The sequence below is a fragment of the Paenibacillus woosongensis genome (assembly GCF_009725165.1).
In the GTDB taxonomy this organism is placed as follows: Bacteria; Bacillota; Bacilli; order Paenibacillales; family Paenibacillaceae; genus Fontibacillus; species Fontibacillus woosongensis.
The window spans coordinates 58,218-82,975 of sequence record NZ_WNZW01000001.1; the positions used below are offsets into that span (position 1 = coordinate 58,218).

Genomic DNA, 24,758 nt, shown 5'->3' on the forward strand with positions numbered 1-24,758 from the left:
TAATTGCGGCTCTGCCTACGATGCCGGCTTCGGCATATCGGAATGATCCGCCAGGCGGTTCAGGCGCTGCAATTGGTGCCCGTATTCATATATTTCCGCCGAAACGATGGATAATCGAAGAATGCCCTCCCGCTGCTCGGCATAACGATCCAGCATACTCCGCTGGAACTTGTCATTCTCCTGTTCGAATAGCTCCGCTTCTCGGGTATTCGGTTTCAGCTTCCCCTCAAACTTCAGCATAATATGCTCGTGGAATTTGATAAGCCTCTCTAGATGCATATCGAAGGCTTCGTTGTCCTCCGGCGAACGTTCCGCCTGAAAGTAATGCTGTTCGATGGCGTCCAGCACCTCATAGCCTTTGCGAAGCGTCCGTAATATTTGTTTATAAACGACGAGCTGTCGGCTGTTGCTGAATTTGGGGGCTTTCAATTTCTTCTGATCTTCCTCCATCATTTTATACGTATCACCCATCGAATTTATCGTGTCTTCAAGCTCGCGCTTCTGATTGCGGAACACGCTTTCCTTCATTTCGCTGGATATCGCCGTGCGAAGCAGAATGGATAATTGCTCAAACGTCTTCTTGGTCTGGCTATCGTACTGCACCCTTGGTTTTGGCGGAAAGACGAGAATATTAATGAGGAATGCGGAGACGATGCCAATCAATATGAGCGTAAACCGGGTAATCGCGAATTCCCATTGACCTGATGCCTCCATAACCGCAACGACCGTTACGAGCGTAACCCCGATCGTCTCGTTCATCTTCAGGCGAATACAGATCATAATGACAAGGATGCATACAAGTCCGACCGCAATCGGTTCATTCGAGAACATTGCTCCTCCTGCCATAGCGAGCACCGCGCCAAGCGTATTCGTCTGCAATTGATCGAGCAAATACCGCCATGAGCGGTATATCGTCGGCTGCATCGCAAAAATAGCAGCAACCGCAGCGATAACGGGCGACGACAGGCCAAACCAGAAAACTACATAAAGCGCTAATGTTACAGCAAGTCCGGTTTTGAGCATTCTGGGTCCAAACGTCACACAAACTCCTCCTGTTCCCTTTCCGTTCCTTAATTCATTTTACCCAATTCCTCGTTGGATTCAATTTTTAAGTAATTTTAAGATAAGCTTTCGTTTTTTGGTCAAAACTACATGAGAGAAAGACCCAATCATTCTATACGATGAGGTGAAAATTGTCTATGAGACACATACGCAAACTACTGGAGAAAGGTTTCCTGGCGGCCATCATAGCGATTGGCGGCTATGCCGCTGCCGCTGAAACCACGGTGGCCTATCAGGAACCAACGCCGATTCCCCAAGCTTTACCGGGCGGCGGAAAGGAGCAGCATCAGCCCCGCCATCATCACAAAGGCCATTTCCGGGGCGGGCATGTCGTCAAGGATACGGCTGAACTGCTGGACGTTGAGCCAAAGGTGCTTATCGAAGATCTGAAGCAAGGCAAATCCCTGCTCCAAGTCGTCCAAGCCCGCAAGGGCTGGAGCGAGGCTGAATACGTACAAAAGCTGGCGGCAGTCGTTACGGGTCATATCGATAAAGCCGCTGCCGATGGCAGGCTCAGCCCGGAAAAGGCGGCAGCAATGAAAATGGAGCTCCCAGTCAAGCTGAAAAAAATCGTTAACCGTACTTGGAAAAGCTCAAGCAAAGAACACCCCGTTACAGAGTATCGCAGCAATAACACGATTCTATGACACAAAGCGGATTAGCTTAAAGTGATATGCTCCCCAACTAGTAAACAGGTAATAATTTAAAGCTGTTACTAAAAGGGGAGCATTTAGCTTATCTAAAAAAGAACATAGCTAAACGGCCTTTAGTCCGATGGAAATCAGGACAAAGGCCGCTTCATTAACTTTATTATTTGTAATGTCTAATGGACCTGGGTTCCGCTATATCGCTAAAGTGGAGTGAGTGAGTTTGAGTTTGACTGACTCCCAATAAGTGCTTTCACGCTGTTACCCAGCCTTTTGGCACATCAAGCTTCGCAGCAACAGTGTTGCCTAGCTCTTCAACGTTCAGTTACCTAATACCGCAACCGAACCAAGCTGCTTTTCCCTGCTCAGCTATTAGTATGAGAGGCACTTCATTATGCCGTCCTCGTTTTGCAAATGGCACTCCAGTTCTGATGGCAATAGAGCCGTCCTGGATCAGCGCCCCGCTCCTTTGACGGCGGCTTTCTTCCGCTTTTTCGGTTTGGCGGCTCCATTTCCCACCGGAACCTCTAATATATCCAGGAGGAAGATGAATACCGGCACGCCGACGATTAGCCCCCATACGCCAAAGAAATGCTCCGATACGAGCAAAATCATGAACGTGTAGAATATCGGCAAATGCGTCTTGTTCGACATAAATTTCGGGTTGAGGAAGTAAGCCTCGAAAGCATGGACAACCGCGATCATAACAAGAACATAGACGATTTTGATCAGCCCGCCGATTTTGAAGGCAATCGCACAAAGCGGAATCAAGGAAATAATAACGCCCATCACCGGAATCAGCCCGAGGATGAAAATCATGATGCCGATGGCCACCAGATTCGGAAATCCGAAAATCCACAGAAAGATCGTGGACAGGATGGCATTCACAGTAGCAATCAAGAACTGAACCTCGATCACTTTACCAAAGGAAGCGACGAATTTTTTGCCGAAATACTCCAGCTCATTAAATAGGAACCCCGCACGGCTCTCTTTGAATCTGGCCGTAAAGTTCGTGACCTTCTCCTTCTCGAGCAGGAAGAACAAGCTGAGTATGATCGCAATAAACAGATTCAGGCTCCACTTCCCGATATCAGATACGGTCTTAAGCAGGAAGTTAAAGCCGTTGCCAACATACTTGGACAGATCAATTTCTTTTAACGAATCCACTAGGAAATTCAGCAGGACGTTGTCAGGCAAATTCGTTGGGGGATTATCATAGAACGAAATGACCTGATTGACGAGATCATTGAACTCCTCCAAAAATACAGGCAGATAGTAATACACGGTCGTGACAAGCAAGGTTAAAATTACGGCATATATAAATAAAATCGTAATGCTCCGGTTAATTTTGACGACTTTATCAACATTGCGCGTAATGAAATTATGAAGACGGTTGATCAGATAGGTTAGGATGAAGGTGATCAGCAGCATGTTCAGCATGCTTCGCGAAAAGTAGAGGACTAGAATGACGAAAAGCAAAGCAAGAAACCTGCGGAAACCCGCAATTTGAAATAGCTCTCTAAAAAAAGTCATTATAAGCGACCTGCTCCTTTGATAATAGACTATCTAACGACGTATCAGGAATTACGGCATCTTCCGAACGAACTTCCTTGAATTTATCTTAAGTCAGCATACCAGTGAAAGCAAGTAAGCGAGAACTGTTTTTTCGTAAAATTACTGTTAACAATGCAAACAGTCCTGTCCACATGAAGCTGGACAGGACTGAAGCAGATCATTACTTGAACAAAACGGGCTGCACGCAGACCGGCTTCGATACATTCGCGGTTTGTCCCGTAAATTCCAATTCTCCCGTACTCTTGTCTATACGGAATACGGCCAAATTATCCGAATCGCGGTTAGCCGCTACGAGATAATCACCTGCAGGAGTCAAAGCGAAGTGCCGCGGATGCCCGCCTTCGCTGGAAATATGCTGAACCAGGCTCAGCTTGCCGCTGCCCTGATCGATGGCAAAGACGACGAGGCTGTCATGGCCCCGGTTGGAGCCGTACAGGAATTTCCCGTCTGGGGAAATGGCCACCTCCGCCGTTGTGTTCTCCCCGGCGTAGCTTTCCGGTAAAGTCGGCACCGCGTCTATCGCCTCAAGCGTTCCTGCGTCCGCATCAAAGGCGAACAGCGTAAGCGAGGAATTGACTTCATTGATCGAATACAGCCACTTGCCGTTCGGGTGGAATGCAAGATGGCGTGGTCCCGCGCCCGGCGCCGTTTTCGCTTCGCTGTGAAGCACCAGCTTGTCGTCTTGTTCATCAAGCCGATACACGAATACTTTGTCGAGCCCCAGGTCGGCGACGAGAACATAACGGCTGTCCGGGGTGAACAGCGCGGAATGCGGATGCGGCCGATCCTGCCGCACCGGGTCTGCGCCTTTTCCTTCATGCTGCCGCTCGTCCGTTTGCTCGCCGGCTAGCCCGTCACTTAGCAGGCGAACGAGGCCCACATTGCCTCCATGATAACCGGAGACGACGACATAGCGTCTCTGCGGTTCAAGCTCGATATGCGATGTAGACGGCTGCAGCGTAAGTATCCGGTTCAATTCCGTCAGAGTGCCCGCAGCCGGATCAACCGCAAAGCTCGCGACTTCGCCGATCCGCTCATCACTAGAGGTCTTCGTCTCCGAAATGGCGTACAGCTTCCTGCCGGCAGCATCCACTTTTAGAAAGGTCGGGTTCTTCAGCCCGGCAGCCTCGCCAAGACGAGTCAGCTCGCCCGTTGCAGGGTTCATCTCCACCACGTAAAGCCCCGGATCAGCAGCTTCGGCATAGGATCCTATGTATAACAATAGTCGTTGTTGTTCTGACACGATGGTCACACTCCTTCTCTATAACATCTTGTCTTCCTATTCTTCCGTACTTTCAGGTAAATGTCCAGTCCCGCAATTGCTGGGAATATTTAAAATTTAAGCCTAAGTACTACACAAACCGCGAAAAATATGTTATACTGCAAGCGCTTCCACAACATCATCTAAAGGGGGATTTTGGAATGATGAATGTCGGACTAGAGGAGAAGAACGTCTACGAGGCCCTTGATCCACATGACGCTTATTTCTTCAAAGTAGGAGGTCATGGCTTAGTTTGTTTCCACGGCAGAAACTACAGTATAAAAAAGAGACTATCTGCTGACCAAACCTCAAAACTAATCTCAGACCCCTCTTTCTACCGCGTAAGCACCAACTGTTACGTCAACCTGCACAAGGTGACGGACATCCAGGACAACGTACTGCTATTCAGGGATCATATTCATGGCATCAAGACGATCAATGTGCCAAGAAGAAATTTGGAGCAGATCAAGCGCCTTCTTCCCGAGCGGAACGAAAGTGTAGCTGAAGTCGGGTAAACTGCCGCCGTTCCATCAGACCAAACAAAGAAGCAGCCTGATTTCCCGCTTTGACGTGGGAACAGCGCTGCTTTTTTGCTGTGTTATATAGTTTATATAAGCCTTGCGGCCTGCTGCTAGATGATTATTTCGCCGCCTTCTTCACATACAATCTTGCGGACTCCTCCCAAATTTCGCCTGGCGCCAGGCTGAACAGCCCGATCTCATCGGCCGGCAGGCCAACATGAGGCGCATTCACCAAATTGATCTGCGGTTCAGGGCAGAAGAAGCCTTCCTGGCCCCCGTTGTTCCAGATCATCCACTGCTTATAGGATGTTCCTACGTCGTACACGAGCGTCAGACTCAGCTTGGAATCCGTCAGCTCCATGCGGTTTCTGCCGTTTTGCGGCACTGCGGTATAATGATTGTCCAGCGAAGTAAAGAAAGGATACACCCCTTCCTTCTTCATCGCTTCTTCCTCAGCGCTCAGCGGCATATGCTTCCCTGTCGGCAGCATCCGTTCGTTCAGCTCCCACCGCTCGCCAATCGTAAATTTCATCTTGTAATCACTGGCCTTGCTTTCCGCTGCGAACGGAGCGTTAACAGCAGTATGGAAGGCCAGGAGACAAGGCATCTCGTTCCCGCCGTCATTGCGTACGAACACATGCTGCGCCAACCCATCCTCACCCAGCGTATATTTCAGGCGAACGGTAAATTTGAACGGCAAGTAACGATAGATCTCGTGCGCTTCATCTACGCTAACCTTGGCGACAACGTAGCTTTCCTGCTGGGTGCTGCCGAACTCTTCTACCTCCCAGGGAATTGTATGTAGGAACCCGTGCAGATGGTTGCCCGTAGCCTCCTCGTTGACTGGGAATTGGTAGGTCTTGCCTTTCCAGGGAAACTTGCCGTCTTCATAACGGTTTGGCGGGAAAAGAACAGGAATCCCGTATACTCCCGGATTGCCGCGGAATTCATCCATCTCCGATTCAGCCGGCTCACGCAGAAAGCGGAAACCGCTTTCGTTATCACGAAAAGCGATCAGGTTCCCGCCAACATTCGGAACAAGCACCGCTTCGTATTTTCCAGCCTGCAGCCATATGGCCTTTTCGCCTTGATACATGCCTTCATAAGCTTTGAGTTGCGTCATTTAATTACTCTCCCTTCAATAATTAAGCAGGTAATAACAGTATCTATCAAACCGGGGTTCACATCAAGCATCGCGAAGAATTCGCCGGCCAAGCACGAGTGCCAGGACGATCATCGCCGCAGCGACACCTAGCTGCATCCCGAATACCTGAATCCATCGCGGCCAGTTCGCGATCCATTCATAAACCTTGCCTCCAAGCAGCGGTCCGAAGAAAGCGGCAACTCCCGTAATCGCCGAATACATCGCCATATACATCGGCCGTTCGCTTTTGGGCGTATCCCCGATCATGAAATTGAACGCCAGCTGGTTAAAACCGCCGACACCAACGCCGAACAGCATATGGGCCGCGAACAGCACCGGCAGCTGCGGCAATACCGACAGCATGCCCCAGCTCATGATCGAGACTGCAATAATCGGCAGCGTCCAATACAGCAAGCGCTTGTTGCTGTATCTTGCATTCAGATTTCCCCAAATATAGAAGCTCGACATCATCATCAGTGTTTGCGAGACGTTAAGCAGGGATATTGTCTGATAGTTAATTTTCAGCAGCTCGAGCATCACGTAGGAGTATAGCGGCACCACCAGGTTCTGCAAGAACAGGAAGCCGGCTAGAAACAGGGTTGCTTTAATAAAAGATTTGTCCTGCAGCGGCTTGCGCAGCATCGGCAGAAATTTGCTCTCTACAGAGCGCTCGAACGTCACATCCGGATAGAACATGAACATAATGATATTGGCGATAATGCATACCCAAACGATGATATACAAATACAGAAAGCCCTGGCTTTCCGGAAACCGGTCCAGAATCATGCCGCCAGTGAACATCGTAAGGGTTCCAACTGCATTCAGGAGCGTGTTCCTGATGCCGAAATACCGGCCCCGCACACGTGCCGGCACAATGTCGCTGATCAGCGAATTCCACAGCATCCCTCCGACTGTGTTAAAAAGGCATGCCGTGACATAAAATACGATAAATGCGCTAACCCAGTACGATTTAGGGAACAGAAACGGGACAAGCCCCGTAAACGCCCATAAAATCCGGTGTATGGCAATGAATAATACCAAAGCCCATTTCCGGCTCGTCAGCCGCTGAATTAGAAACGCCACAGCGATTTGAGCAATATTCACAAAGGTCGTAATAGCCAACACGAACCCCAGCTGTCCGGACGTGGCTCCTAAATAGAGCAAATAACCCGTCAAAAATTGACCGCCCAGCAGGGTTTGAAATATGACAGCGGGAAAACCTTCCCAGGTCGCAATAGCTAGGTTTCTACGCTGGAGAGACGTTTTGCGTCGCGTATAAAACTTCAGTTTCAAGCTCTCCCTCAATGATGACACTCCTTCTAATTCCTATTCCCCAACCGCGGACCCAACCAAATATTCGGCAAATCACTCCCTTTTACCGTGTTAGCAGCCAAATTTCCATTCGTTCCAAATTAACAGTATAATAAATACATGGGTTTCTTTCCATACACTTTCTATACATAATGAGAGGAAACAGAGGAGATTTTGGCATGGACGATTTGAAAAAGGCATACGAACAGCTCGGCCTGTCCGAGAACGCTTCCAGAGAAGAAGTAGAACAAGCTTTCGACATGGTGCTGCGCAAATCTCGTTCCCGTAAAGGAGGCGATGAAGCGAACAGCGAATACGAGCATTCGCTGCGGGCCTACAAGCTGATTACCGAGCATGAGGATCAGCGCAAAATTGAGCAAATGAGCCGGGACAGATTCGCCAAATGGGGAAAATTCGCAGGAACGGCAGAGAAAATCGACGACTTCTTCCGTGTTTATAGAACGCATGTCATCGTTGGGATCATTGCGGTTGTCGTGCTGATTTTTGGTATTAACGCCTTCGCGGATTACCGCGCGGAGCAGAAACGAATCGCGGCACTGCCCCCTCTTGATCTATCCATTTTGTTGATTGGCAATTTCGCGGTAGATGAAGCGAATAACGGAGAAGAAGCGCTGGAGCAGGCGATACTCAAGCAGTTTCCCGAATGGAACCGTGTAGATTTGCAAATCACTTACGTCCCTGAGCAGGGCGAAATGGTCTACCGGCAAAAGGCAATGGCCGTCATCGCTACTGAAAAACCTGACTTATATGTTATCGATAAGCCGACCTTTGATTGGATTTCCGGCGGCGGCGGTTTCAAGAACCTCCAAGCGGAGAGCGAAGGTATATTAAGCCCCGTGCTTCCCGATCATGCTGCGCTTCGCGCGCAAGCAGAAGAGGATCCGGAGCCCCAAGTATATGCCATTGACCTGACATCCAGCGAGCTGTCAGAACAGCTTCCGCTACTCAAAAAAGAAATGATCGCGGCGGTAGGCTGGAATGAGGAACGGTATGACAATGTAATATTATTCATCGAGCGTTATCTGGAACATATGAAATAGCAGGTATCATCGGCACGGGGCGGCTTCACGCTTCGTGCTTTTTTGTCATGTTTTTTTACGATTGATTTATCTTTGAGCTTCATTTATGATAGTGTCATAAACGCGCGTTTACAGAAAGAGTGATGAATATGCGCAGCGAAGATATCGCTAAGTTGGCCGGGGTATCGCGCAGCACCGTATCCCGCGTCATCAACAATTACCCAAACGTCCCGGAGGCTACCCGGGCCAAGGTGCTTGAGGTCATTGAACGGCATCATTATGAGCCGAATAGCTTTGCCCGCGCCCTCGCCGGCAAACGTACCGATACAATCGGCCTGTTTGCAATCAGCATGAACGAGAAGGAAAATGCCCGTCGAATATACCAGAACAGCTACTTTGCCCCTATCGTCGATTTAGTGGTCGATACGGCCAACGCCCGGGGGTTCTACGTGCTGATTCATACGGTCTATTCACGGAACGACTTTCAAAAAGTAAAGCAGGCCTTCCAGCAGAAACGAATCGACGGCGGCATTCTCGTCGGCACTCAGAAGGACATCGAGCTCGTACGGGAAATGGTCGGGCAAGGCGCCCCGCTCGTCCTCATCGATTACGACATTGCGGAAATTACGGCTGAACGTCTCGACAAGCATCATTTAGCCATTATCAATTCCAACGACTACGAGGGCACCGTGGAGGCGATGGAATATCTCATAGGACTCGGCCACCGACATATCGGCATCATTCAGGGACGGATGAACACTTACTCCGGCCGCGAGCGCTACATGGCCTACGAGGATACGCTGCTTAAGCATGGTCTGCCAATCGTGAAGAGCAGCATCCTGCAAGGTGATTTCCTGAAGGAGCAAGCGTATGCAGCTGTAATGGATCTACTGGATTCCGGGGAAGAGCTGCCCACCGCCCTGCTCAGTTCGAACGACGACATGGCGATTTCAGCGATGGAGGCCTTTGCAGAGCGGGGCATCTCGGTTCCTGACGATCTGTCCATCATCGGCTTCGACGATGTGCAGCTGGCCTCTCGCGTCCATCCCAAGCTGACTTCAGTCAGCCTGCCGATCGAGGAAATGTCCAAAGCCGCGGTGGATTTGATAATCCGTATTTGCAGCGGCGAGCAGACGGGCTTCAGCACACTGAGCTTTCCAACACGGCTGGTAACGAGGGATTCTTGCAAACCGCTGGCGCCCTAGTAGCCTTAGTAAAGTAACACAGACTCCTCTCCATCCTGAGAGAGGATGTCTTTTGCAATAAAATAAACGCGCGTTCACAAATGAAAGGAGCGATTATCTATGAAATTCGGAACATTTGACGATCAACGCAAGGAATATGTCATTAACACCCCGCAAACTCCTTATCCCTGGATCAACTACCTTGGCAACGAGGAATTTTTCGGCCTGATCTCCAATACGGCCGGAGGGTACACGTTCTACCGCGACGCCCGGCTGCGCCGGATTACCCGCTACCGCTACAACAACATTCCACTAGATACGGGCGGACGCTACTACTATCTGTACGATAACGGCGATTTCTGGACGCCAGGCTGGATGCCGGTCAAGCGCGAGCTTGACTTCTATGAATGCCGCCATGGACTTGGCTATACCTGCATTACCGGGGAGCGGGGAGGCATCTCGGTGACACAGCTGGCTTTCGTTCCGCTTGGCTACCAGGGCGAGGTGCACCGCCTTACCGTCAGGAACACGGGGACCGAAGCCAAAGACGTATCCCTTTTCTCCTTCGCCGAATTCTGTCTCTGGAACGCCCAGGACGACATGACGAACTTCCAGCGTAACTTAAGCACCGGGGAAGTCGAAGTGCAGGATTCCGTCATTTATCATAAAACCGAATATCGCGAGCGCAGAAACCATTATGCCTTCTACTCTGTCAACCGCCGCATCGACGGCTTCGATACGGACCGCGAATCGTTCGTAGGCCTGTACAACGGCCTTCATGAACCGCAGGCCGTCACTGCAGGCAAGGCAACGAATTCGATCGCTAGCGGCTGGTCGCCGATCGGCTCCCATGAAGTTAAGCTGTCCCTCGCTCCAGGCGAAGAACAGAGCCTCATCTTCATTCTTGGTTACGTTGAAAACGAAGAGGATGAGAAATGGGAAGCTCCGGGCATCATCAACAAGAAGCCGGCGCTAGCGATGATCGAACGGTTTGCGACTGACGAGGATGTCGATCGTGCTATGCAGGAGCTTGCTTCCTATTGGGACGGCCTGCTGTCCAAATATCAAATTCAAAGCGACGACGATAAGCTGAACCGGATGGTGAACATCTGGAATCCGTATCAGTGCATGGTTACGTTCAACATGTCCCGTTCCGCCTCCTATTTTGAATCCGGCATCGGACGCGGCATGGGCTTCCGGGATTCAAACCAGGATTTGCTCGGCTTTGTTCATCAAATTCCGGAAAGAGCCCGGGAACGGATTCTCGATATCGCGGCCACCCAATTCGAGGACGGCAGCGCTTATCACCAGTACCAGCCGCTTACGAAAAAGGGCAACAACGAAATCGGCAGCGGCTTCAACGACGATCCGCTATGGCTGATCCTTGGCACGTCCGCCTATATTAAAGAAACCGGGGACATGAGCATTCTTGACGAGCAGGTTCCGTTCGACAGCAATCCGGACAATACGGCCACCTTGTTCGAGCATTTGAAGCGCTCTTATTACCATGTCATCAACAACCTAGGTCCTCACGGCCTGCCGCTGATCGGCCGCGCCGACTGGAACGACTGCCTCAACCTGAACTGCTTCTCCAAGGAGCCCGGTGAATCGTTCCAGACGACGGCCAATATTGAAGGACGTGTGGCGGAATCCGTCTTTATTGCCGGACTGTTCGTCTTTGTCGCTCCCGATTTCGTGAAGCTGTGCCGTCTACGCGGCTTGGAAGAAGAAGCTGCCACAGCTGCAGCCCACATGGAGGCGATGCGTAAAACTACGCTGGAGCATGGTTTCGACGGCGACTGGTTCCTGCGGGCATATGACCACTACGGCCAGAAAATCGGCAGCAAGGAGAACGAGGAAGGCCAAATCTTCATTGAGCCGCAAGGCATTTGCGTCATGGCCGGCATTGGCGTCGAGGAAGGTCTGGCTCAGAAGGCGATGACTTCCGTTGAGGAGCGCTTGGATACAAAATACGGCATCGTTCTGCAGCAGCCGCCGTATTCCAAGTACTACCTGAACCTGGGCGAGATTTCATCCTATCCGCCTGGATATAAAGAAAATGCCGGTATTTTCTGTCACAACAATCCTTGGATCATGATTGCGGAAACAGTACTGGGCAACGGAGACCGCGCATTTGAAGTTTACTCCAAAATTGCTCCGGCTTACCTCGAGGAGATCAGCGATATTCACCGGACGGAGCCTTACGTATATTCGCAAATGATCGCAGGAAAAGACGCGGTGAATCACGGGGAAGCGAAGAACTCTTGGCTGACCGGAACAGCAGCATGGAACTATGTAGCGATTACGCAGGCCATCCTAGGCATTCAGCCAGAGTTTGACGGCCTGAAGCTTGATCCGTGCATTCCTTCTTCTTGGAATGGCTTGCAGGTCACCCGCGTATTCCGCGGAGATACGTTTGAAATCTCCATCAAAAACCCAAGCCATGTGTCCAAAGGCGTGAAGAGCATCACGGTCGACGGTAAAGCTATTGAAGGCAATATTATCGCTCCAATCGGCGATGGCCGCACGCATCAGGTTGAGGTTGTGCTTGGCTAAGCTTGCAGCTCTTATCGTTGTATCATTGATAAATAATAAACAGCCCTCCATCCTGTCAAAGGATAGAGGGCTGTTGCTTGTTAGACTGTCTGCTGCTATTAAAATTTAGGACTTGGCCGCAACCACTTCAATTTCAACCAGACCGTCCTTCGGCAGCCGTGCCACCTCGACGGCGCTGCGCGCCGGATATGGCTCGGCAAAGAACTCCGCGTAGACTGCGTTAACGGCGCCGAAATCGTTCATGTCCTTCAAGAATACAGTTGTCTTCACAACATCCTTCATCCCGTATCCTGCCGCTTCCAGAATCGCCTTCACATTAAGCAAAGAGCGCTTCGTCTGCTCTTCCACCGTTGCCGGAAATACGCCAGACGCATCCATGCCGAGTTGTCCCGACGTGATAAGCAGATGCCCGAAACGAACTGCTTGTGAATACGGTCCGATCGCTCCTGGCGCCTCTGTTGTCGCTACTACCTGCTTATCTTGTTGTTGTTCCATTGATCTTCTCTCTCCTCTTCTCTATTTGTTTATTTAGCTGTCTCTGCGTCATACTCCTGCAGCATTTCTTGCTGCTGTTCAGGCGTCAGCTTGGCAATGCCGATGCCCGTAAAACCTAGAATCGTAGCGAAGAAAATCCCCGTCCAGCACAGGACCGCCCAAGGCAAATAGTCTAGTGTCGCGACACCCAGTGTTCCTGCCATATAGGCACCTGCAGCCGTCCACGGCAGGATTGGTTCGATGATGGTCGCAGAGTCTTCAATCGTCCGTCCCAGGTTCTTCGGATGCAGGCCGCGGCGGATATAAGCTTCCCGCAGCATTTCGCCCGGCATCAGGATGGATACTTGACCGTTGCTGGTCACACCGATCATCGTCAAACCGGTGATGATGGTCGTAACGATCAGCGAACCTGTCTTATGCACGAATTTGAGCAGCTTGTTGACGATGAGCTCCAGGGATTTCGTCAAGCTAATCGTCCCGGCGAACGTAATCGCGCTAAAGCAGATGAGAAGCGTCCCCATCATGGAGTTCATTCCGCCGCGGTTCAGAAGACGCGGAATATCGGCAATAACGGTGTCAGCATTAAATCCGGCAGCATGCACCATCGCAACATCAAAGCCGTTGATCACTGAAGATACAACATCATGCAGGGTAAAGCCCTGGAAGATCATCGCATTGGCCATCGCGAAAAAGGATGAAAACAGCATGACCGGAATCGTAGGCTTCTTCGTGATCGATCCGTATAAAACAATGAGTACAGGAACCAGAAGCAGCAGATTCCAGTCAAAAATCGTATCCAAGGTCGACATGATCGTACCAACCTTCTCTGGCACTACAGCACCTGCAGCGTTCGCGTTAAGCCCGGTAATGACGTAGACGATGCTGGCAACGACAAACGAGGGCAGCGTCGTATACAGCAAATGGCCGATATGCTCGTACAAATTAACGCCTGTGGATAATGCAGCAATATTTGTCGTGTCGGAAAGCGGAGACAGTTTGTCGCCGAAATACGCGCCTGCGACTACTGCACCTGCCACAGCCGCCAAGTTGACATCCATCCCGGCGCCAACGCCCATAAAGGCTACCCCGATCGTTCCGGCGGAGCCCCAGGAAGTACCCGTACAAACTGAAACTACGGATGTTACGAGAAACGCTGTAATCAATAGAAATTGCGGGTTAATAATTTTGAGGCCATAATAGATCATCATCGGAATCGTTCCGCCGGCCATCCATGCCCCGATCATAAAACCAACTGTAATCAAGATCAGGATCGCTGGCATCGTCTTGGCTATTTTTTGAGCGATCGATTCCAGAATATCATCGTACCTGTACCCCAGCTTAATGGCGATCAAGCCGGCTACGACCGTAGATGCAATGATTAACGGCTCAGGCGGCAGTTCAAACATGACATAGCCCAAGCTGAGGAGCAGCACCATCGTCAATATCGGAAGTAGGGCCAAAAATAATGTCGGTTGTTTTACATTAGGGTTTATGCTCTGCTTGCTCATGATGTATTTTCCTCCTAATATTAGGTCTTCTTCAATGGATAGGCTGCAGCCATCCGCTTCAGAGCTTCTTTAAGCACGCTGCGCGGCGCAGCTATATTAATGCGAATAAAGCCTTCGCCCTCTGGCCCAAAGGAGCACCCGAAGCTTACGCTCACCCGTGCTGCTTGTTCAATCCAGCGCTTTAAACCGCTTTCCGCCCGATCGACAGCTCGGCAATCGATCCATAACAGGTAAGTACCTTCCGGTTCAATCACCGTTAGTTCCGGCATATGATCTTGGATGAACGCCTTGGCATAAGCCATATTGCCTCTTAAATATTTTCGCAGCTCCTCAAGCCAATCATCACATGCGGTATAAGACACTTCCAAAGCCGGTACCGCGAAAAAGGTCGGGTTATGAATGCCGGCCTGCTGCAAGGCCTGCTTGAATCGCTCCCTGATTGTCTCGTTAGGGATGATGATATTGGAAATCTCCAGGCTTGCCAGGTTAAAGGTCTTACCTGGGGATGTACAGATGATGCTGCGCTGGGCGATTTCCTCCGACAGCTTGGCAATGACAGTATGTTCATGCCCTTCGTGGATAAAATCGGCGTGAATATCGTCGGAGACGATCAGCGCGTCATACTTGATGCACAAAGCAGCGATCCGCTCCAGTTCCGCTCTCGTCCATACGCGTCCAACCGGGTTGTGGGGCGAAATTAGCAGCACGATTTTTACCCCTTGCTGCATGCGCAGTTCCATATCTTCGAAATCAATTTCATAACGCCCGGCAGCGAGCTTCAGCGGACTTTCTACCAGCACGCGATGGTTTAAAGTAACCGCTTTAGCGACAGGCTGATAAACAGGCGTATGAATAAGAATGGCGTCTCCTTCGTTTGTGAACTGCTGAATGACCAAGGATACAGCCTGTATGATTCGTGGACAGAACACGATCCACTCCTGCGGCACCTGCCAATGATAGGAACGGTCCAGCCAACCCTGCACTGCATGGTAATAGGAAGCAAACGCATCCGTATAACCGTAAATTCCATGTTTTGCGAATGTTTCAAGCTTATCCACGACTGCAGGCGGGGCTTTCAGGTCCATATCGGCCACCGATAGGGAAAGCATGTCCTCGCCAAACGACTCAACAAGACCATCCCATTTTGCACTGTTCGTCCCTATGCGTGAAACGACTTCATCAAAGTTGTATTCCATCCTGCTTCCTCCTTGATGTCCATTACTGGGCAAGTGTCCTCCCCGTCTATCTCAGCTTTTGCAGGTAACGATACACTGTAGGCTCAGAGATCGATAGCGCGCTCGCAACCTGGGAGACGCCCCCTTTAAGCAAGAATACTCCCTGCTCATTCAATTCTTTCACGATTTCGATTTTCTCATTCGAGGACAGACGGTCGATCGGCAGATTCATTTTGCTCAGGGCATTGTTAATAATATGCTGCAGCAAATCATCCACATTGCCTTGCAGAAATTCCGATTCCTGAGGTTTGTCCTCGGAAGCCACGTCCATAGGCACCGGAAGCGTAAGCGAACCGCCCTGCAGCACATGATTGATCCACTCGGCTGCAACCTCCATATGTGTAATATCGATGTTCAGGCACATCAAGCCTACCAGCGTCCCCTCGGTATTCTTAATGAAATATGTTGAGGATCTGAACTGCTGTCCCCGAGGGCCGGTGGCCTTGTAATTAACGATATAATGTCTATCCCGATATGCCTCCCCCTTTAATATTTTGAGCACCAGATCCGTAGAACCGTCTCCAATTTTACGGCCGCTGATATGTCCATTTTCAATGAAAATGATCGAACGCTCCGGATCGCTGATATCATGAACGACCACTTCGCATTTTGGACCGACAATGGCCGCGATAAAAGAAGCTATCGGAAAATAGGACTCCAGCAGCAGCCGCGTTGCTTCCATGCGTATCCCCTACTCTCACTTTTTTCTTAATTCGATTGATAATAATTTTCTTATCTTGATAATAATTTATTATCTAATTTCATCATAAAATATACCTTAAGCGTTTTCAAGTATTTTTTAATTGAAATACCTGCCAATATCCGCCATCTATTCTGCCAATATCTCGAAAATCGATATATCCCCTTGGCCTTTCGGATGATATAATGGGATAAACATCCTATTTTTATTAAGGAGGGCATCATTCTTATGTCATGGTTCAACAGACTTCCCCTTGGCGGAAAGATTTCAGCAGCCTGCTACTGCATCGCCGCCCTTTTCGGAATACCGACGCTGATTTTGTTCATTCTACAGGGCCACTTATTGACGGGGATCGTCTTGGTTGCCATTCTGGGGGCGCTTACCATCCCTCTAACTCGCTATGTTCAGAAAGCGCTTACGGAATCGTTCGATGACATCTCCAACGCCTCGGCTAAGATTGCCAAGGGCGACTTCACTAGCCGGATCAATGAATCGGGAGGCATGGATAATTTAAGCCGAACTTTTAACAGCATGATAGACAGGCTTCGCAAAATTTTGCAGGAGACCTCCGAAATTACCCGTAAAGTCATGGATTCCAGCCGGGCTATTTCGGACAGGAACGAAGAGCTCATTCACGTTATGGGCCAGGTGGCCCAATCCTCCAACGAATTGGCGATTGGAGCCAACGAGATTTCCGAGGATGTCAGCGACATGACGGAGTCCATCCGTCAGATCGAAGATAAGGTCAGCAATTATACCGACTCTACCAAAGAAATGAATGAACGTTCCCGCGATACGCTGGAGCTCGTCGAGAAGGGGCGGGAATCCGTCTCCAGGCAGGCCGAAGGGATGCGCCGCAATATTGATGCGACACAGAAGGTCGCGGAGTCGATCAACGCGCTCTCCATCAACGCCCAGGGCATTACACGCATTACAGCTACGATTTCGGAAATCGCCGAGCAGACCAACCTGCTATCGCTCAACGCCTCGATCGAAGCGGCTAGAGCAGGAGAGCATGGCGCAGGTTTCGCTGTCGTCGCCCATGAGGTCCGCAAGCTGGCGGAAGAATCCACCGCTTCAACGAAAGAGGTGTTCAACCTCGTTCGGAGCATTGAAAATGATGTGAAGCTGGCCGGACACAACATTAAAATTAACGAAGAGGTCGTACAGCAGCAAAACCTGATGATCCGGGAAGCTGAGCAAATTTTTGCGCAAATCGTGCAAAGCGTGCAGTATATTTCCGAACAAATCGAAGCCTTCTCCAGAGAAAGCGAGAGCATGCTGGACAGCGCGCAGCATATTTCCCAGTCCATTCAGAACATATCAGCGATTACCCAACAGTCAGCTGCAGGTACGGAGCAGGTATCGGCTTCGATGAATGAGCAAATCCAATCCATCCAGAAGATGGCGGAAGAAACGGAAGCCATGAAAAATGCGGTTTTTCAGCTGCAAAAAACGATACATATTTTCAAATTCTAGACGTGAATGCAACAAAAAAGCCATGGCCCAAGGCCATGGCTTTCTTGTTCTGTGTTCTTATTGCGAAATCGCTCTTAGGTGCACAACCCTGCTCTCAAAATCGCCCCGAATGGAGGTTATCGGCAAGCCGGCCGCCATCAAACGGTCGCCGCCGTAGATGGTATCCGTATCCCCTAGCTGATAGTCCAGCAATGGATCAAGGCCTTCCAGCTTCACGCGCTTCAGCGGCGCGTTCGGCTCGGCGAGCACGTGGAAGTAGAACAGCAGCGCTTCCCTCCGATCTTCGCTGACGAACATCCATGATGTCTCGTTGCCTTCGAAGGGACTTAACAAACGATATAGATCGCCCTGCTGTACCAGCCCGCGAATTTCCTTGTAGCTTGCAATTTGGGCTTTGGCAACTTCCACTTCCTCCGGCGTAAATGTCGTCAAATCAAGCTCATAGCCGAAATTACCAGACATGGCTACGTCCCCGCGGAATTCCAAGGATGTCTTGCGGCCGACCTGATGGTTCGGCACCGCCGACACGTGAGCGCCCATCGTCGAGACCGGGTAGACGATACTAGTGCCATATTGGATTTTCAAACGCTCCACGCCGTCGGTATCGTCGCTAGTCCACGTTTGCGGCATGTAATAGAGCATGCCCGGATCAAAGCGCCCTCCTCCTCCGGAGCAGCTCTCGAACAGAATATGCGGGAATTCACTAGTCAAGCGCTCCATCAATTCATACAGCCCGAGAATATAACGATGAGCCGTCTCGCTCTGCCGCTCAGGGGAGCTGAGCGCAGAGCCGATCTCTGTCATGTTGCGGTTCATATCCCATTTAATATATGAAATCGGCACATTCGTAAAAATTTCACTGAGCCGGCCGTATAGATATTCCCTTACATCCGCGCGCGACATGTCGAGGATCAACTGGTCGCGTGCTTCGGTTCTGCGGTGATTCGGCACGTGCAGGCACCAGTCCGGATGGCTGCGATACAAATCGCTGTCTGGGGAAATCATCTCTGGCTCGAACCACAGTCCGAACTGCAGCCCTTGCCGTTTCACCCGTTCGGCAAGATCCTGCAAGCCGTTTGGCAGCTTGCGGCGATCCTCAAACCAATCGCCAAGCGAGCTGTTGTCAGAGTCCCGTTTGCCGAACCAGCCATCGTCCAGCACGAACAGCTCGATGCCTAGCTCGCCGCCTTTCTTAGCGATTGCTTCGATCTTGTCGGCATTGAAATCGAAGTACGTAGCCTCCCAGTTGTTAACGAGAATCGGACGTTCCAGATCCCGGTGCACGCCCCGGCACAGTCTCGTACGGTATAATCTGTGGAATGTACGCGACATGCCCCCAAGCCCTTCAGCGGAATAGACGAGCACCGCTTCCGGCGTCTGAAAAGCTTCCCCCGGCTCAAGCCTCCAAGAAAAGTCAAAGGGATTGACGCCTAGCGATACGCGCGTTGTTCCGAATTGGTCCACTTCGGCCTCGGCGGTAAAATTCCCGCTATAAATCAAGCTGAAGCCGTACACCTCGCCCTGGCGCTCATTCGTCTCAGGACGGAGCAGCGCTAGAAAAGGATTAAACTGATGCGAACTCGACCCTCTGCGGCTGCTGATTCCGGTTACGCCCGGCGCAAGCGCTCTTCGCTGAATGTGGCGTTCCCTGGCCCATGCGCCTGATAAATACAGCGCATCATAACGGGCATCAGGCAAGTCAATGGATGCGCTTAAGGCACTCTCGAGCTGCAGCGCCTCTCCTGCTTCGTTCTCCAGCCTAGCCGATCTTGCTATGGCGCTGAATTGCTCGAATACCGTATAATACAGCGTTACACTTAACCCTGCCTTGACATCATGCAGCACGAGCTCTAACGTCTCCGCCTCGTTATCCTGCTCGGTATAAACCGCTGGAAGCCCTTCTAAAGCTGGCTTCCCAGCTGTGATACGGTGTGATCGGTAGACCAGCTCGGAAATACGGGTTCCGTCAGACAGCTTGATCTGGTAAGCCGGGCTCCGGAAATCGCTCGTACCATACTGCGGGTACTCCTGCGGCAAAGTATCCAGCGATATCGTCTTGTCGTCCGGAAATGGATTTGGACAGAACGAGGAGCGCTCCACTCTGTAAAGCAGATCATTTAAATTGCTTCCTTGCCGGAGCTGCGGACCGAAATATACATGTGCAGGCAAGCCCCGCACGAGTTGAATTACGTAACTGGTTTGATGCGATTGCAAATGAAAAATACCGGATGCTTCGTCATAGTAAATAGGCATTCCATATCCTCCTAATCAATAGCTGATACCCTGTATTCTACTATGTTCTCCAAGTTACGTAACGACAGTAAAGTGATATTCTATATGGAATTTTGTGTCCTAATTTCAGTTTACCTTTCAGTCTGTGTCATCTTCATGACGTGGAATGTCTTGATTGTCCGCCGCTTCTGCCTGTCCTGCCTGTTTTGTTCCGGCTGGCGGATTGACTGTATTTTTGCGCTGAAGACGATATTCCCTAGCTTTAAGCAGCCGCTTGCGGTGCACAATCCAGATCGGAGCGGCAATAATGCCAAGAAGCAGCAAAATGGGCAGGGCGCCAGACAAAATAACGATGATCCATTCTATAACAGCCGATAATGCTTTCAGACTGCTGTCCAAAGCGCTCCACGCCCGGTGGCCGAGTGGTTCCTTCCCCTTAGCGGAAGAACTGGCCTGGTTCACCTCCGGCTGATATAGCCGGATCTCCACCGTAGAATAAGCCACGTTCTGGTCAATGTAGCGCATCCGTCCCCGAATTTGTTCGATTTCCGTCTGAATGCGTTCTAGTTCATTAGCGAACTCCACCATTTGACTGCTCTTTGTTGCTTCTTTCAGAAATTGCAAATATCTAGACTCCATCGCCTGCTTCACTTTGAGCCGCGACTCTAAATCGACGTACTCCTCCGAAACATCCTGTCCCTGCATACTGCGCTGCAGCGATTCGTGCTCCATTTTCTCCAGACGGTCCAAGAATGAGGAAAATCCGGACGATGGCACCTTCAGCATGATCGTACCGCCCTGCTCATGCTGAGACTGGTTCTCGGTAAATTCCACAATGTAACCGCCCGACATGGCCACCAAATTCCGTACATCGGACTGGGCTTTGCCGTAATCCTTCACTTCCAGTACAACATTTGCCCGGTAAATCAGCTTCTTATTCAGCCCAGCCGGGGCGTCAATCGCCTGCATGCCAGGGCTTCCTCCTGGCACCTGGAAATCGCCAGCCTGCGTAGTGGACGACTGCTTTCCTACAGGCGCCTCATTGCTGCCGGCAGCTGGCATGCTTTGCTCGGTTGTTGCTGTGCTCATGCTAACATCCGCGCTCATGCTCATAAGTTCTGACTCCCCGGAAAAACCGCTGTCCGCCTTGCTGTCGGCTGCTTTATTGTTGCTCGCGCTTCCGCACCCGCCTAACAGCAAAGACAATGTCATTGTTCCTATACATAGTACCAATTTCCATTTCTTAATCATTCTATTACCCCCTTTGCACCCTCGACGTTTCCATTGTTTGGAAGGTTGCAGCAAAGCGATAATTAATTATCTAGCGATGCATTTTTATTTAACTAATCCACTTTGCTTAATGAGAGGTAATATTCTAAATAAATGGTTTCCAAATCAAAGAAGAACAGGATCTAGGCCTGTTCTTCTTTTGTTTGATGATGAATTTAATGTTACAGAAAGATGACCATGGACAGGATGAACATAAAGATCACACCCGCGATCATTGGAACCGATGTTCTTTTTACGATCGCGATTGGATCCGTCTTCACCGTACCAGCAACGATCAGCACAACGGCTGCCACCGGCGATACCGCGCGGAACAGGTTGCCTGAAAGTCCCATCGGCACCGAAATTGCAATCGGGCTGATTCCTGCTGCATCCGCTAATGGAACCATCAACGGCACCATGGCGAAGATCAAAGCCGTACCGCTGCCGCTAAGAATAACAATCAGCGCCGTAATGGCTACAAGGATCAGCGGCAGAATGAAGTCTAGTCCGTTCCCTTGAATATTTTGCATGGATTGCTGCAGGGCATCCACCAAACCGATGGACTTCAGCCCCGTAACAAAGACGGAAGCGGCAACGAGCAGGGCGACGATCGGTACTGCTCCGCCCATTCCTTTAAAGAAGGATTCCGTTTTTTCCAGTACACTTCTGTCGCCTTTATGGCGAATGACTTCGCAGATGATCGCGAGCACGAACGAAACCAAGGTTGCGACCTCTACGCTGAGTTCAATGGCATTGCCTGTCGTAATCTGAATCGCGTAAGTACCCAGCAGCAGAATAATCGGGAAGATCGGCAGAAGTGCGTACACGGTTTTGAATAGCTTGCCGCCTTTGACTTCCATATCCTCCTTGGAATCATGATTCACTTCGGCTTCAGCCTGCAAATGGCTTGCTTTCTTGTCCATGCGCTTCTGCCAGTAATAATGAACCAGCGCGATAAAGAGCAAGGTTGGAATGGATACAATAGCATGATATCTGAACACATAGTCCGTTACCGTCAAGTTGGCGAACATCGCGTGCTTGGCCAACTCCTGGGCGATGGCGACGTTATCGCTACCTAGCGGCGTAGGAACAATCGTAGCGGATGTAGCGATGACCGCCGCCGCGGAAAGCGCCGACATGCCCGCTTTTCTAAGAATCGGGAACAAGGTTGCCAGCAAAATGATCGCCAGGTTCGACGCACTAGGAATGACGAGAGACAGCAGATTGCCGAGCAAAAATACGATAGGAACTAGAATATAAGCCGACTTAATTTTGGAAATAGGCTTCGTTAAAGCATTGACCGTCACTTCGTTCGCCCCAATGGCGGACATATAAGCGGTATAGCCCCCGAGCAGGAGGATGATGAAGCCCGCCGCCGTAAACGTCTGCTTGAACTGGAGCACAATCACCTGAAGCGGATCCAGCCATAGCGAACCTGTCGATTCGAAATCCTTAACGGCGATACCGTTACCCATTGCCGTTGCGACCAAAATCAAAATGATCCCCATGAGAAAAAGAGTGATTTTGATGTCCATTTTCTTGATTAACATGTAAATAACGATAAGTACAGCAAGAATCGCCGAGCCGTACATGGCTAAATTAGACCCCATAAAGACGTTCCTCCTAAAGATGCAGATTGGGTGCTGATAAAACTCAAATCAGATGCAGACCAGAGTATCCTAAGATCAAGCAAAGATTCATAATGCAGAGCCCAGTTGATCAGGCATAACTTAGTTGCATTTGCTCAAGCCGTCCAAAAACCACGTTTTAAACATTTGCGGATCGATATCGACACAAACTTTAGCGTTGTTCTCCTGACCAAGGTATCCTTTCAGATCGACAACAGTACATCCGGATGTCAAGGAGCCGCTTAACTCTATATCTACAAAAGTATCGGCAACAGTGAACATCTCTGGCTGCAGGAGATAGGCAATAGCACAGCTGTCGTACATTTTCAATCCCGTCTTCATGCTGCCGCCGCGATATTTTTGGAACAGCTGGTAGATCATTTGCCCTGTTTCGTTCATGTCCTTCAGCCGCTCACTGTCTTCAGGATATACGAGCGCTTTCAATCCAACGTCAAGACCAACCATGACGACGGGCAGATTGCTATGGAACACGATTTTCGCCGCTTCCGGATCGGCAAATATGTTGAATTCGGCCATGACTCCGGCATTGCCGCGGGCTGTCGATCCGCCCATAATGACCACCTCGGCAATCTTCTCTATTACTTCGGGGTACATACGCAGGAGAAGCGCAACATTCGTCAAAGGTCCGATCGGAACTAAGGTTATCGGCTGTTCGCTCTCCATAATGACCCGATGCATCGCATTGACCGCATTTTCTTGTAAAAGCAGCTCTTTCGAGGGCTCTTCGAAATCATAACCGTCCATTCCAGTGGAGCCGTGAACATTGCTCGCATCGATCGGCGCTTTGATCAGCGGTCTGTCCGCTCCCATCGCTACAGGGATGTCCTTCTTGAAGAACTTCAACAATTTCAAGGCGTTCAAGGTTACCTTATCCAAGCCTACATTTCCGGCTACGGTAGTAATTAAACGCACATCCAGCTTCTCGCTGTACAAGGCTATGGCTAATGCAACTGCATCGTCGATTCCTGGATCGGTGTCAATAATAATCGGTCTTTTGTTCATTGATTTCGTCCTCCTTGAATAAAGTGGGCAACCTCGTCTTTCGTTGGCATTCCGCTTTGCGCCCCGAGCTTCGTTGTTGAAAGGGCAGCAACGGCATTGCCATATTCACAAGCATCTCGTAAAGTCATTCCTTGGCTTAAGGCAACGGCCAGTCCACCGTTAAAAGAATCTCCTGCTCCAGTCGTGTCTACGACGCTAATGTTATAGGCCGGAACGTTCACCTCCAGGCCCTCGTTCATGATCGACACGCCCTGGCTACCTTTCGTAACGACCAGCTTGCCGCTAATATCCTCGTCATGAAGCTGTTGCATCAGAACAGCCTGCTCATGCTCATTAGGTGTAAGGTAGTCCACCTGACGTAGCAGCTCTGCCGGCAGCTCCTGAATCGGAGCCGGGTTCAAAATAACGGTAACCCCGTTCTCTTTGGCAATCTCAACCGCCTTTTGGACACCTTCCAATAGTATTTCCAGCTGGACGAGAAGAATATCACTGTCTGCAATAACTTCCCGCTTGGATTCTACAAAAGATGCGGTTACATGATGGTTGGCTGCCGGTACGACAATAATGCTGTTGTCCTCGTTGTAAACAGTAATCGTAGCTGTAGCTGTATGATCTGTAACCGGTTCCACATCACTTACATCAACACCTTCATTTCTGAGGTGCTGCAAGATGTCCTGACCGAAGCGGTCATTCCCGACGCAGCCAATCAAACGAACATCTGCTCCAAGCCGTGCTGCTGCTACTGCTTGATTGGCTCCTTTTCCGCCGGGGTTCATCTGAAATTGCTTGCCAAGGAGCGTCTCACCGATTTTAGGCACTTGAGTTGTTATGGTGACTAGATCCATATTGATGCTGCCAACAACAGTAATTTTAGGTTTCCGCTCCATT

The 24,758-nt window shown here is 50.3% G+C and carries 20 protein-coding genes; 6 read left to right on the top strand and 14 right to left on the bottom strand.

Going from position 1 to position 24,758, the window contains the following annotated elements; genetic code table 11:
- Nucleotides 1–15 precede the first annotated feature (15 nt).
- Complete coding sequence (locus tag GNP95_RS00335; protein WP_330163200.1) at nt 16–1,041, bottom strand: FUSC family protein; 1,026 nt, start codon at nt 1,039–1,041, stop codon at nt 16–18.
- Nucleotides 1,042–1,199: 158 nt separating this feature from the next.
- Here GNP95_RS00335 and GNP95_RS00340 point away from each other — a divergent pair, with 158 nt between their 5' ends.
- Nucleotides 1,200–1,709: a hypothetical protein gene (locus GNP95_RS00340; RefSeq protein ID WP_155608954.1), complete on the top strand. Its 510-nt coding sequence runs from the start codon at nt 1,200–1,202 to the stop codon at nt 1,707–1,709.
- Nucleotides 1,710–2,162: 453 nt separating this feature from the next.
- Here GNP95_RS00340 and GNP95_RS00345 read toward each other — a convergent pair whose 3' ends face one another.
- Together GNP95_RS00345 and GNP95_RS00350 are read right to left on the bottom strand one after the other, a co-directional pair.
- Nucleotides 2,163–3,242, bottom strand: a complete 1,080-nt coding sequence (locus tag GNP95_RS00345) for an AI-2E family transporter (RefSeq protein WP_155608955.1) — start codon at nt 3,240–3,242, stop codon at nt 2,163–2,165.
- A gap of 202 nt (nt 3,243–3,444) precedes the next feature.
- Nucleotides 3,445–4,527: a lactonase family protein gene (locus GNP95_RS00350; protein ID WP_330163202.1), complete on the bottom strand. Its 1,083-nt coding sequence runs from the start codon at nt 4,525–4,527 to the stop codon at nt 3,445–3,447.
- A 179-nt stretch (nt 4,528–4,706) separates the two neighbouring features.
- Between GNP95_RS00350 and GNP95_RS00355 the strand changes: the two genes are divergently transcribed.
- Complete coding sequence (locus GNP95_RS00355) at nt 4,707–5,060, top strand: LytTR family transcriptional regulator DNA-binding domain-containing protein (RefSeq protein WP_155608956.1); 354 nt, start codon at nt 4,707–4,709, stop codon at nt 5,058–5,060.
- A 124-nt stretch (nt 5,061–5,184) separates the two neighbouring features.
- On the opposite strand, the gene GNP95_RS00360 is transcribed toward GNP95_RS00355, so the two are convergent.
- Nucleotides 5,185–6,189 (bottom strand): aldose 1-epimerase, encoded by a 1,005-nt coding sequence (locus GNP95_RS00360; RefSeq protein ID WP_155608957.1) that lies wholly within the window; start codon nt 6,187–6,189, stop codon nt 5,185–5,187.
- 63 nt (nt 6,190–6,252) lie between these two features.
- A complete protein-coding gene (locus tag GNP95_RS00365; RefSeq protein ID WP_155608958.1) occupies nt 6,253–7,515 on the bottom strand; it encodes an MFS transporter in 1,263 nt (420 codons plus the stop codon).
- Nucleotides 7,516–7,700: 185 nt separating this feature from the next.
- On the opposite strand from GNP95_RS00365, the gene GNP95_RS00370 reads away from it, so the two are divergent.
- The 3 genes from GNP95_RS00370 (at nt 7,701) to GNP95_RS00380 (ending at nt 12,301) form a co-directional block, all read left to right on the top strand.
- Nucleotides 7,701–8,582: a molecular chaperone DnaJ gene (locus GNP95_RS00370; protein WP_155608959.1), complete on the top strand. Its 882-nt coding sequence runs from the start codon at nt 7,701–7,703 to the stop codon at nt 8,580–8,582.
- 128 nt (nt 8,583–8,710) lie between these two features.
- Complete coding sequence (locus GNP95_RS00375; RefSeq protein ID WP_155608960.1) at nt 8,711–9,766, top strand: LacI family DNA-binding transcriptional regulator; 1,056 nt, start codon at nt 8,711–8,713, stop codon at nt 9,764–9,766.
- 99 nt (nt 9,767–9,865) lie between these two features.
- Complete coding sequence (locus GNP95_RS00380; protein WP_155608961.1) at nt 9,866–12,301, top strand: GH36-type glycosyl hydrolase domain-containing protein; 2,436 nt, start codon at nt 9,866–9,868, stop codon at nt 12,299–12,301.
- 105 nt (nt 12,302–12,406) lie between these two features.
- Here GNP95_RS00380 and GNP95_RS00385 read toward each other — a convergent pair whose 3' ends face one another.
- The 4 genes from GNP95_RS00385 to GNP95_RS00400 are packed head-to-tail and all read right to left on the bottom strand — an operon-like array spanning nt 12,407 to nt 16,221.
- Entirely contained in the window at nt 12,407–12,796 is a 390-nt protein-coding gene (locus tag GNP95_RS00385; RefSeq protein ID WP_155608962.1) for a RidA family protein, read from the bottom strand.
- Nucleotides 12,797–12,825: 29 nt separating this feature from the next.
- Nucleotides 12,826–14,304 carry a Na+/H+ antiporter NhaC gene (gene nhaC / locus GNP95_RS00390; protein ID WP_155608963.1) on the bottom strand — a complete coding sequence of 493 codons (1,479 nt, stop codon included), beginning with the start codon at nt 14,302–14,304 and terminating at the stop codon, nt 12,826–12,828.
- Between the two features lie 20 nt (nt 14,305–14,324).
- On the bottom strand, nt 14,325–15,500 hold the full coding sequence (locus GNP95_RS00395; protein ID WP_155608964.1) for a MalY/PatB family protein: 1,176 nt from the start codon (nt 15,498–15,500) through the stop codon (nt 14,325–14,327).
- A 46-nt stretch (nt 15,501–15,546) separates the two neighbouring features.
- Nucleotides 15,547–16,221, bottom strand: coding sequence for a helix-turn-helix transcriptional regulator (locus GNP95_RS00400; RefSeq protein WP_155608965.1), 675 nt, complete (start codon nt 16,219–16,221; stop codon nt 15,547–15,549).
- A 246-nt stretch (nt 16,222–16,467) separates the two neighbouring features.
- Between GNP95_RS00400 and GNP95_RS00405 the strand changes: the two genes are divergently transcribed.
- Nucleotides 16,468–17,718 (top strand): methyl-accepting chemotaxis protein, encoded by a 1,251-nt coding sequence (locus tag GNP95_RS00405; protein ID WP_155608966.1) that lies wholly within the window; start codon nt 16,468–16,470, stop codon nt 17,716–17,718.
- A gap of 57 nt (nt 17,719–17,775) precedes the next feature.
- On the opposite strand, the gene GNP95_RS00410 is transcribed toward GNP95_RS00405, so the two are convergent.
- The 5 genes from GNP95_RS00410 to rbsK form a co-directional block, all read right to left on the bottom strand.
- Nucleotides 17,776–19,971 carry an alpha-galactosidase gene (locus tag GNP95_RS00410; protein WP_155608967.1) on the bottom strand — a complete coding sequence of 732 codons (2,196 nt, stop codon included), beginning with the start codon at nt 19,969–19,971 and terminating at the stop codon, nt 17,776–17,778.
- Nucleotides 19,972–20,088: 117 nt separating this feature from the next.
- Nucleotides 20,089–21,201, bottom strand: coding sequence for a DUF4349 domain-containing protein (locus GNP95_RS00415; protein WP_155608968.1), 1,113 nt, complete (start codon nt 21,199–21,201; stop codon nt 20,089–20,091).
- A gap of 200 nt (nt 21,202–21,401) precedes the next feature.
- A complete protein-coding gene (dcuC, locus tag GNP95_RS00420; RefSeq protein WP_155608969.1) occupies nt 21,402–22,829 on the bottom strand; it encodes a C4-dicarboxylate transporter DcuC in 1,428 nt (475 codons plus the stop codon).
- A gap of 120 nt (nt 22,830–22,949) precedes the next feature.
- Nucleotides 22,950–23,870 (bottom strand): ribonucleoside hydrolase RihC, encoded by a 921-nt coding sequence (rihC, locus tag GNP95_RS00425; protein WP_155608970.1) that lies wholly within the window; start codon nt 23,868–23,870, stop codon nt 22,950–22,952.
- The gene (gene rbsK / locus GNP95_RS00430) at nt 23,867–24,757 is read right to left on the bottom strand and encodes a ribokinase (RefSeq protein ID WP_155608971.1); all 891 of its coding nucleotides are present in this window, start codon (nt 24,755–24,757) and stop codon (nt 23,867–23,869) included. Before rbsK ends, rihC begins: the two co-directional genes overlap by 4 nt.
- Nucleotide 24,758 lies beyond the last annotated feature (1 nt).

Bases quoted from the DNA above. Each gene is read 5' to 3' on its own strand.
- GNP95_RS00355 (WP_155608956.1), top strand. From the start codon at position 4,707: ATGATGAATGTCGGACTAGAGGAGAAGAACGTCTACGAGGCCCTTGAT.
- rbsK (WP_155608971.1), bottom strand. From the start codon at position 24,757: ATGGAGCGGAAACCTAAAATTACTGTTGTTGGCAGCATCAATATGGAT.
- GNP95_RS00370 (WP_155608959.1), top strand. From the start codon at position 7,701: ATGGACGATTTGAAAAAGGCATACGAACAGCTCGGCCTGTCCGAGAAC.
- GNP95_RS00400 (WP_155608965.1), bottom strand. From the start codon at position 16,221: ATGGAAGCAACGCGGCTGCTGCTGGAGTCCTATTTTCCGATAGCTTCT.
- GNP95_RS00380 (WP_155608961.1), top strand. From the start codon at position 9,866: ATGAAATTCGGAACATTTGACGATCAACGCAAGGAATATGTCATTAAC.
- GNP95_RS00410 (WP_155608967.1), bottom strand. From the start codon at position 19,971: ATGCCTATTTACTATGACGAAGCATCCGGTATTTTTCATTTGCAATCG.
- dcuC (WP_155608969.1), bottom strand. From the start codon at position 22,829: ATGGGGTCTAATTTAGCCATGTACGGCTCGGCGATTCTTGCTGTACTT.
- GNP95_RS00405 (WP_155608966.1), top strand. From the start codon at position 16,468: ATGTCATGGTTCAACAGACTTCCCCTTGGCGGAAAGATTTCAGCAGCC.
- GNP95_RS00340 (WP_155608954.1), top strand. From the start codon at position 1,200: ATGAGACACATACGCAAACTACTGGAGAAAGGTTTCCTGGCGGCCATC.
- GNP95_RS00360 (WP_155608957.1), bottom strand. From the start codon at position 6,189: ATGACGCAACTCAAAGCTTATGAAGGCATGTATCAAGGCGAAAAGGCC.
- GNP95_RS00385 (WP_155608962.1), bottom strand. From the start codon at position 12,796: ATGGAACAACAACAAGATAAGCAGGTAGTAGCGACAACAGAGGCGCCA.
- nhaC (WP_155608963.1), bottom strand. From the start codon at position 14,304: ATGAGCAAGCAGAGCATAAACCCTAATGTAAAACAACCGACATTATTT.
- GNP95_RS00415 (WP_155608968.1), bottom strand. From the start codon at position 21,201: ATGATTAAGAAATGGAAATTGGTACTATGTATAGGAACAATGACATTG.
- GNP95_RS00345 (WP_155608955.1), bottom strand. From the start codon at position 3,242: ATGACTTTTTTTAGAGAGCTATTTCAAATTGCGGGTTTCCGCAGGTTT.
- GNP95_RS00395 (WP_155608964.1), bottom strand. From the start codon at position 15,500: ATGGAATACAACTTTGATGAAGTCGTTTCACGCATAGGGACGAACAGT.
- GNP95_RS00375 (WP_155608960.1), top strand. From the start codon at position 8,711: ATGCGCAGCGAAGATATCGCTAAGTTGGCCGGGGTATCGCGCAGCACC.
- rihC (WP_155608970.1), bottom strand. From the start codon at position 23,870: ATGAACAAAAGACCGATTATTATTGACACCGATCCAGGAATCGACGAT.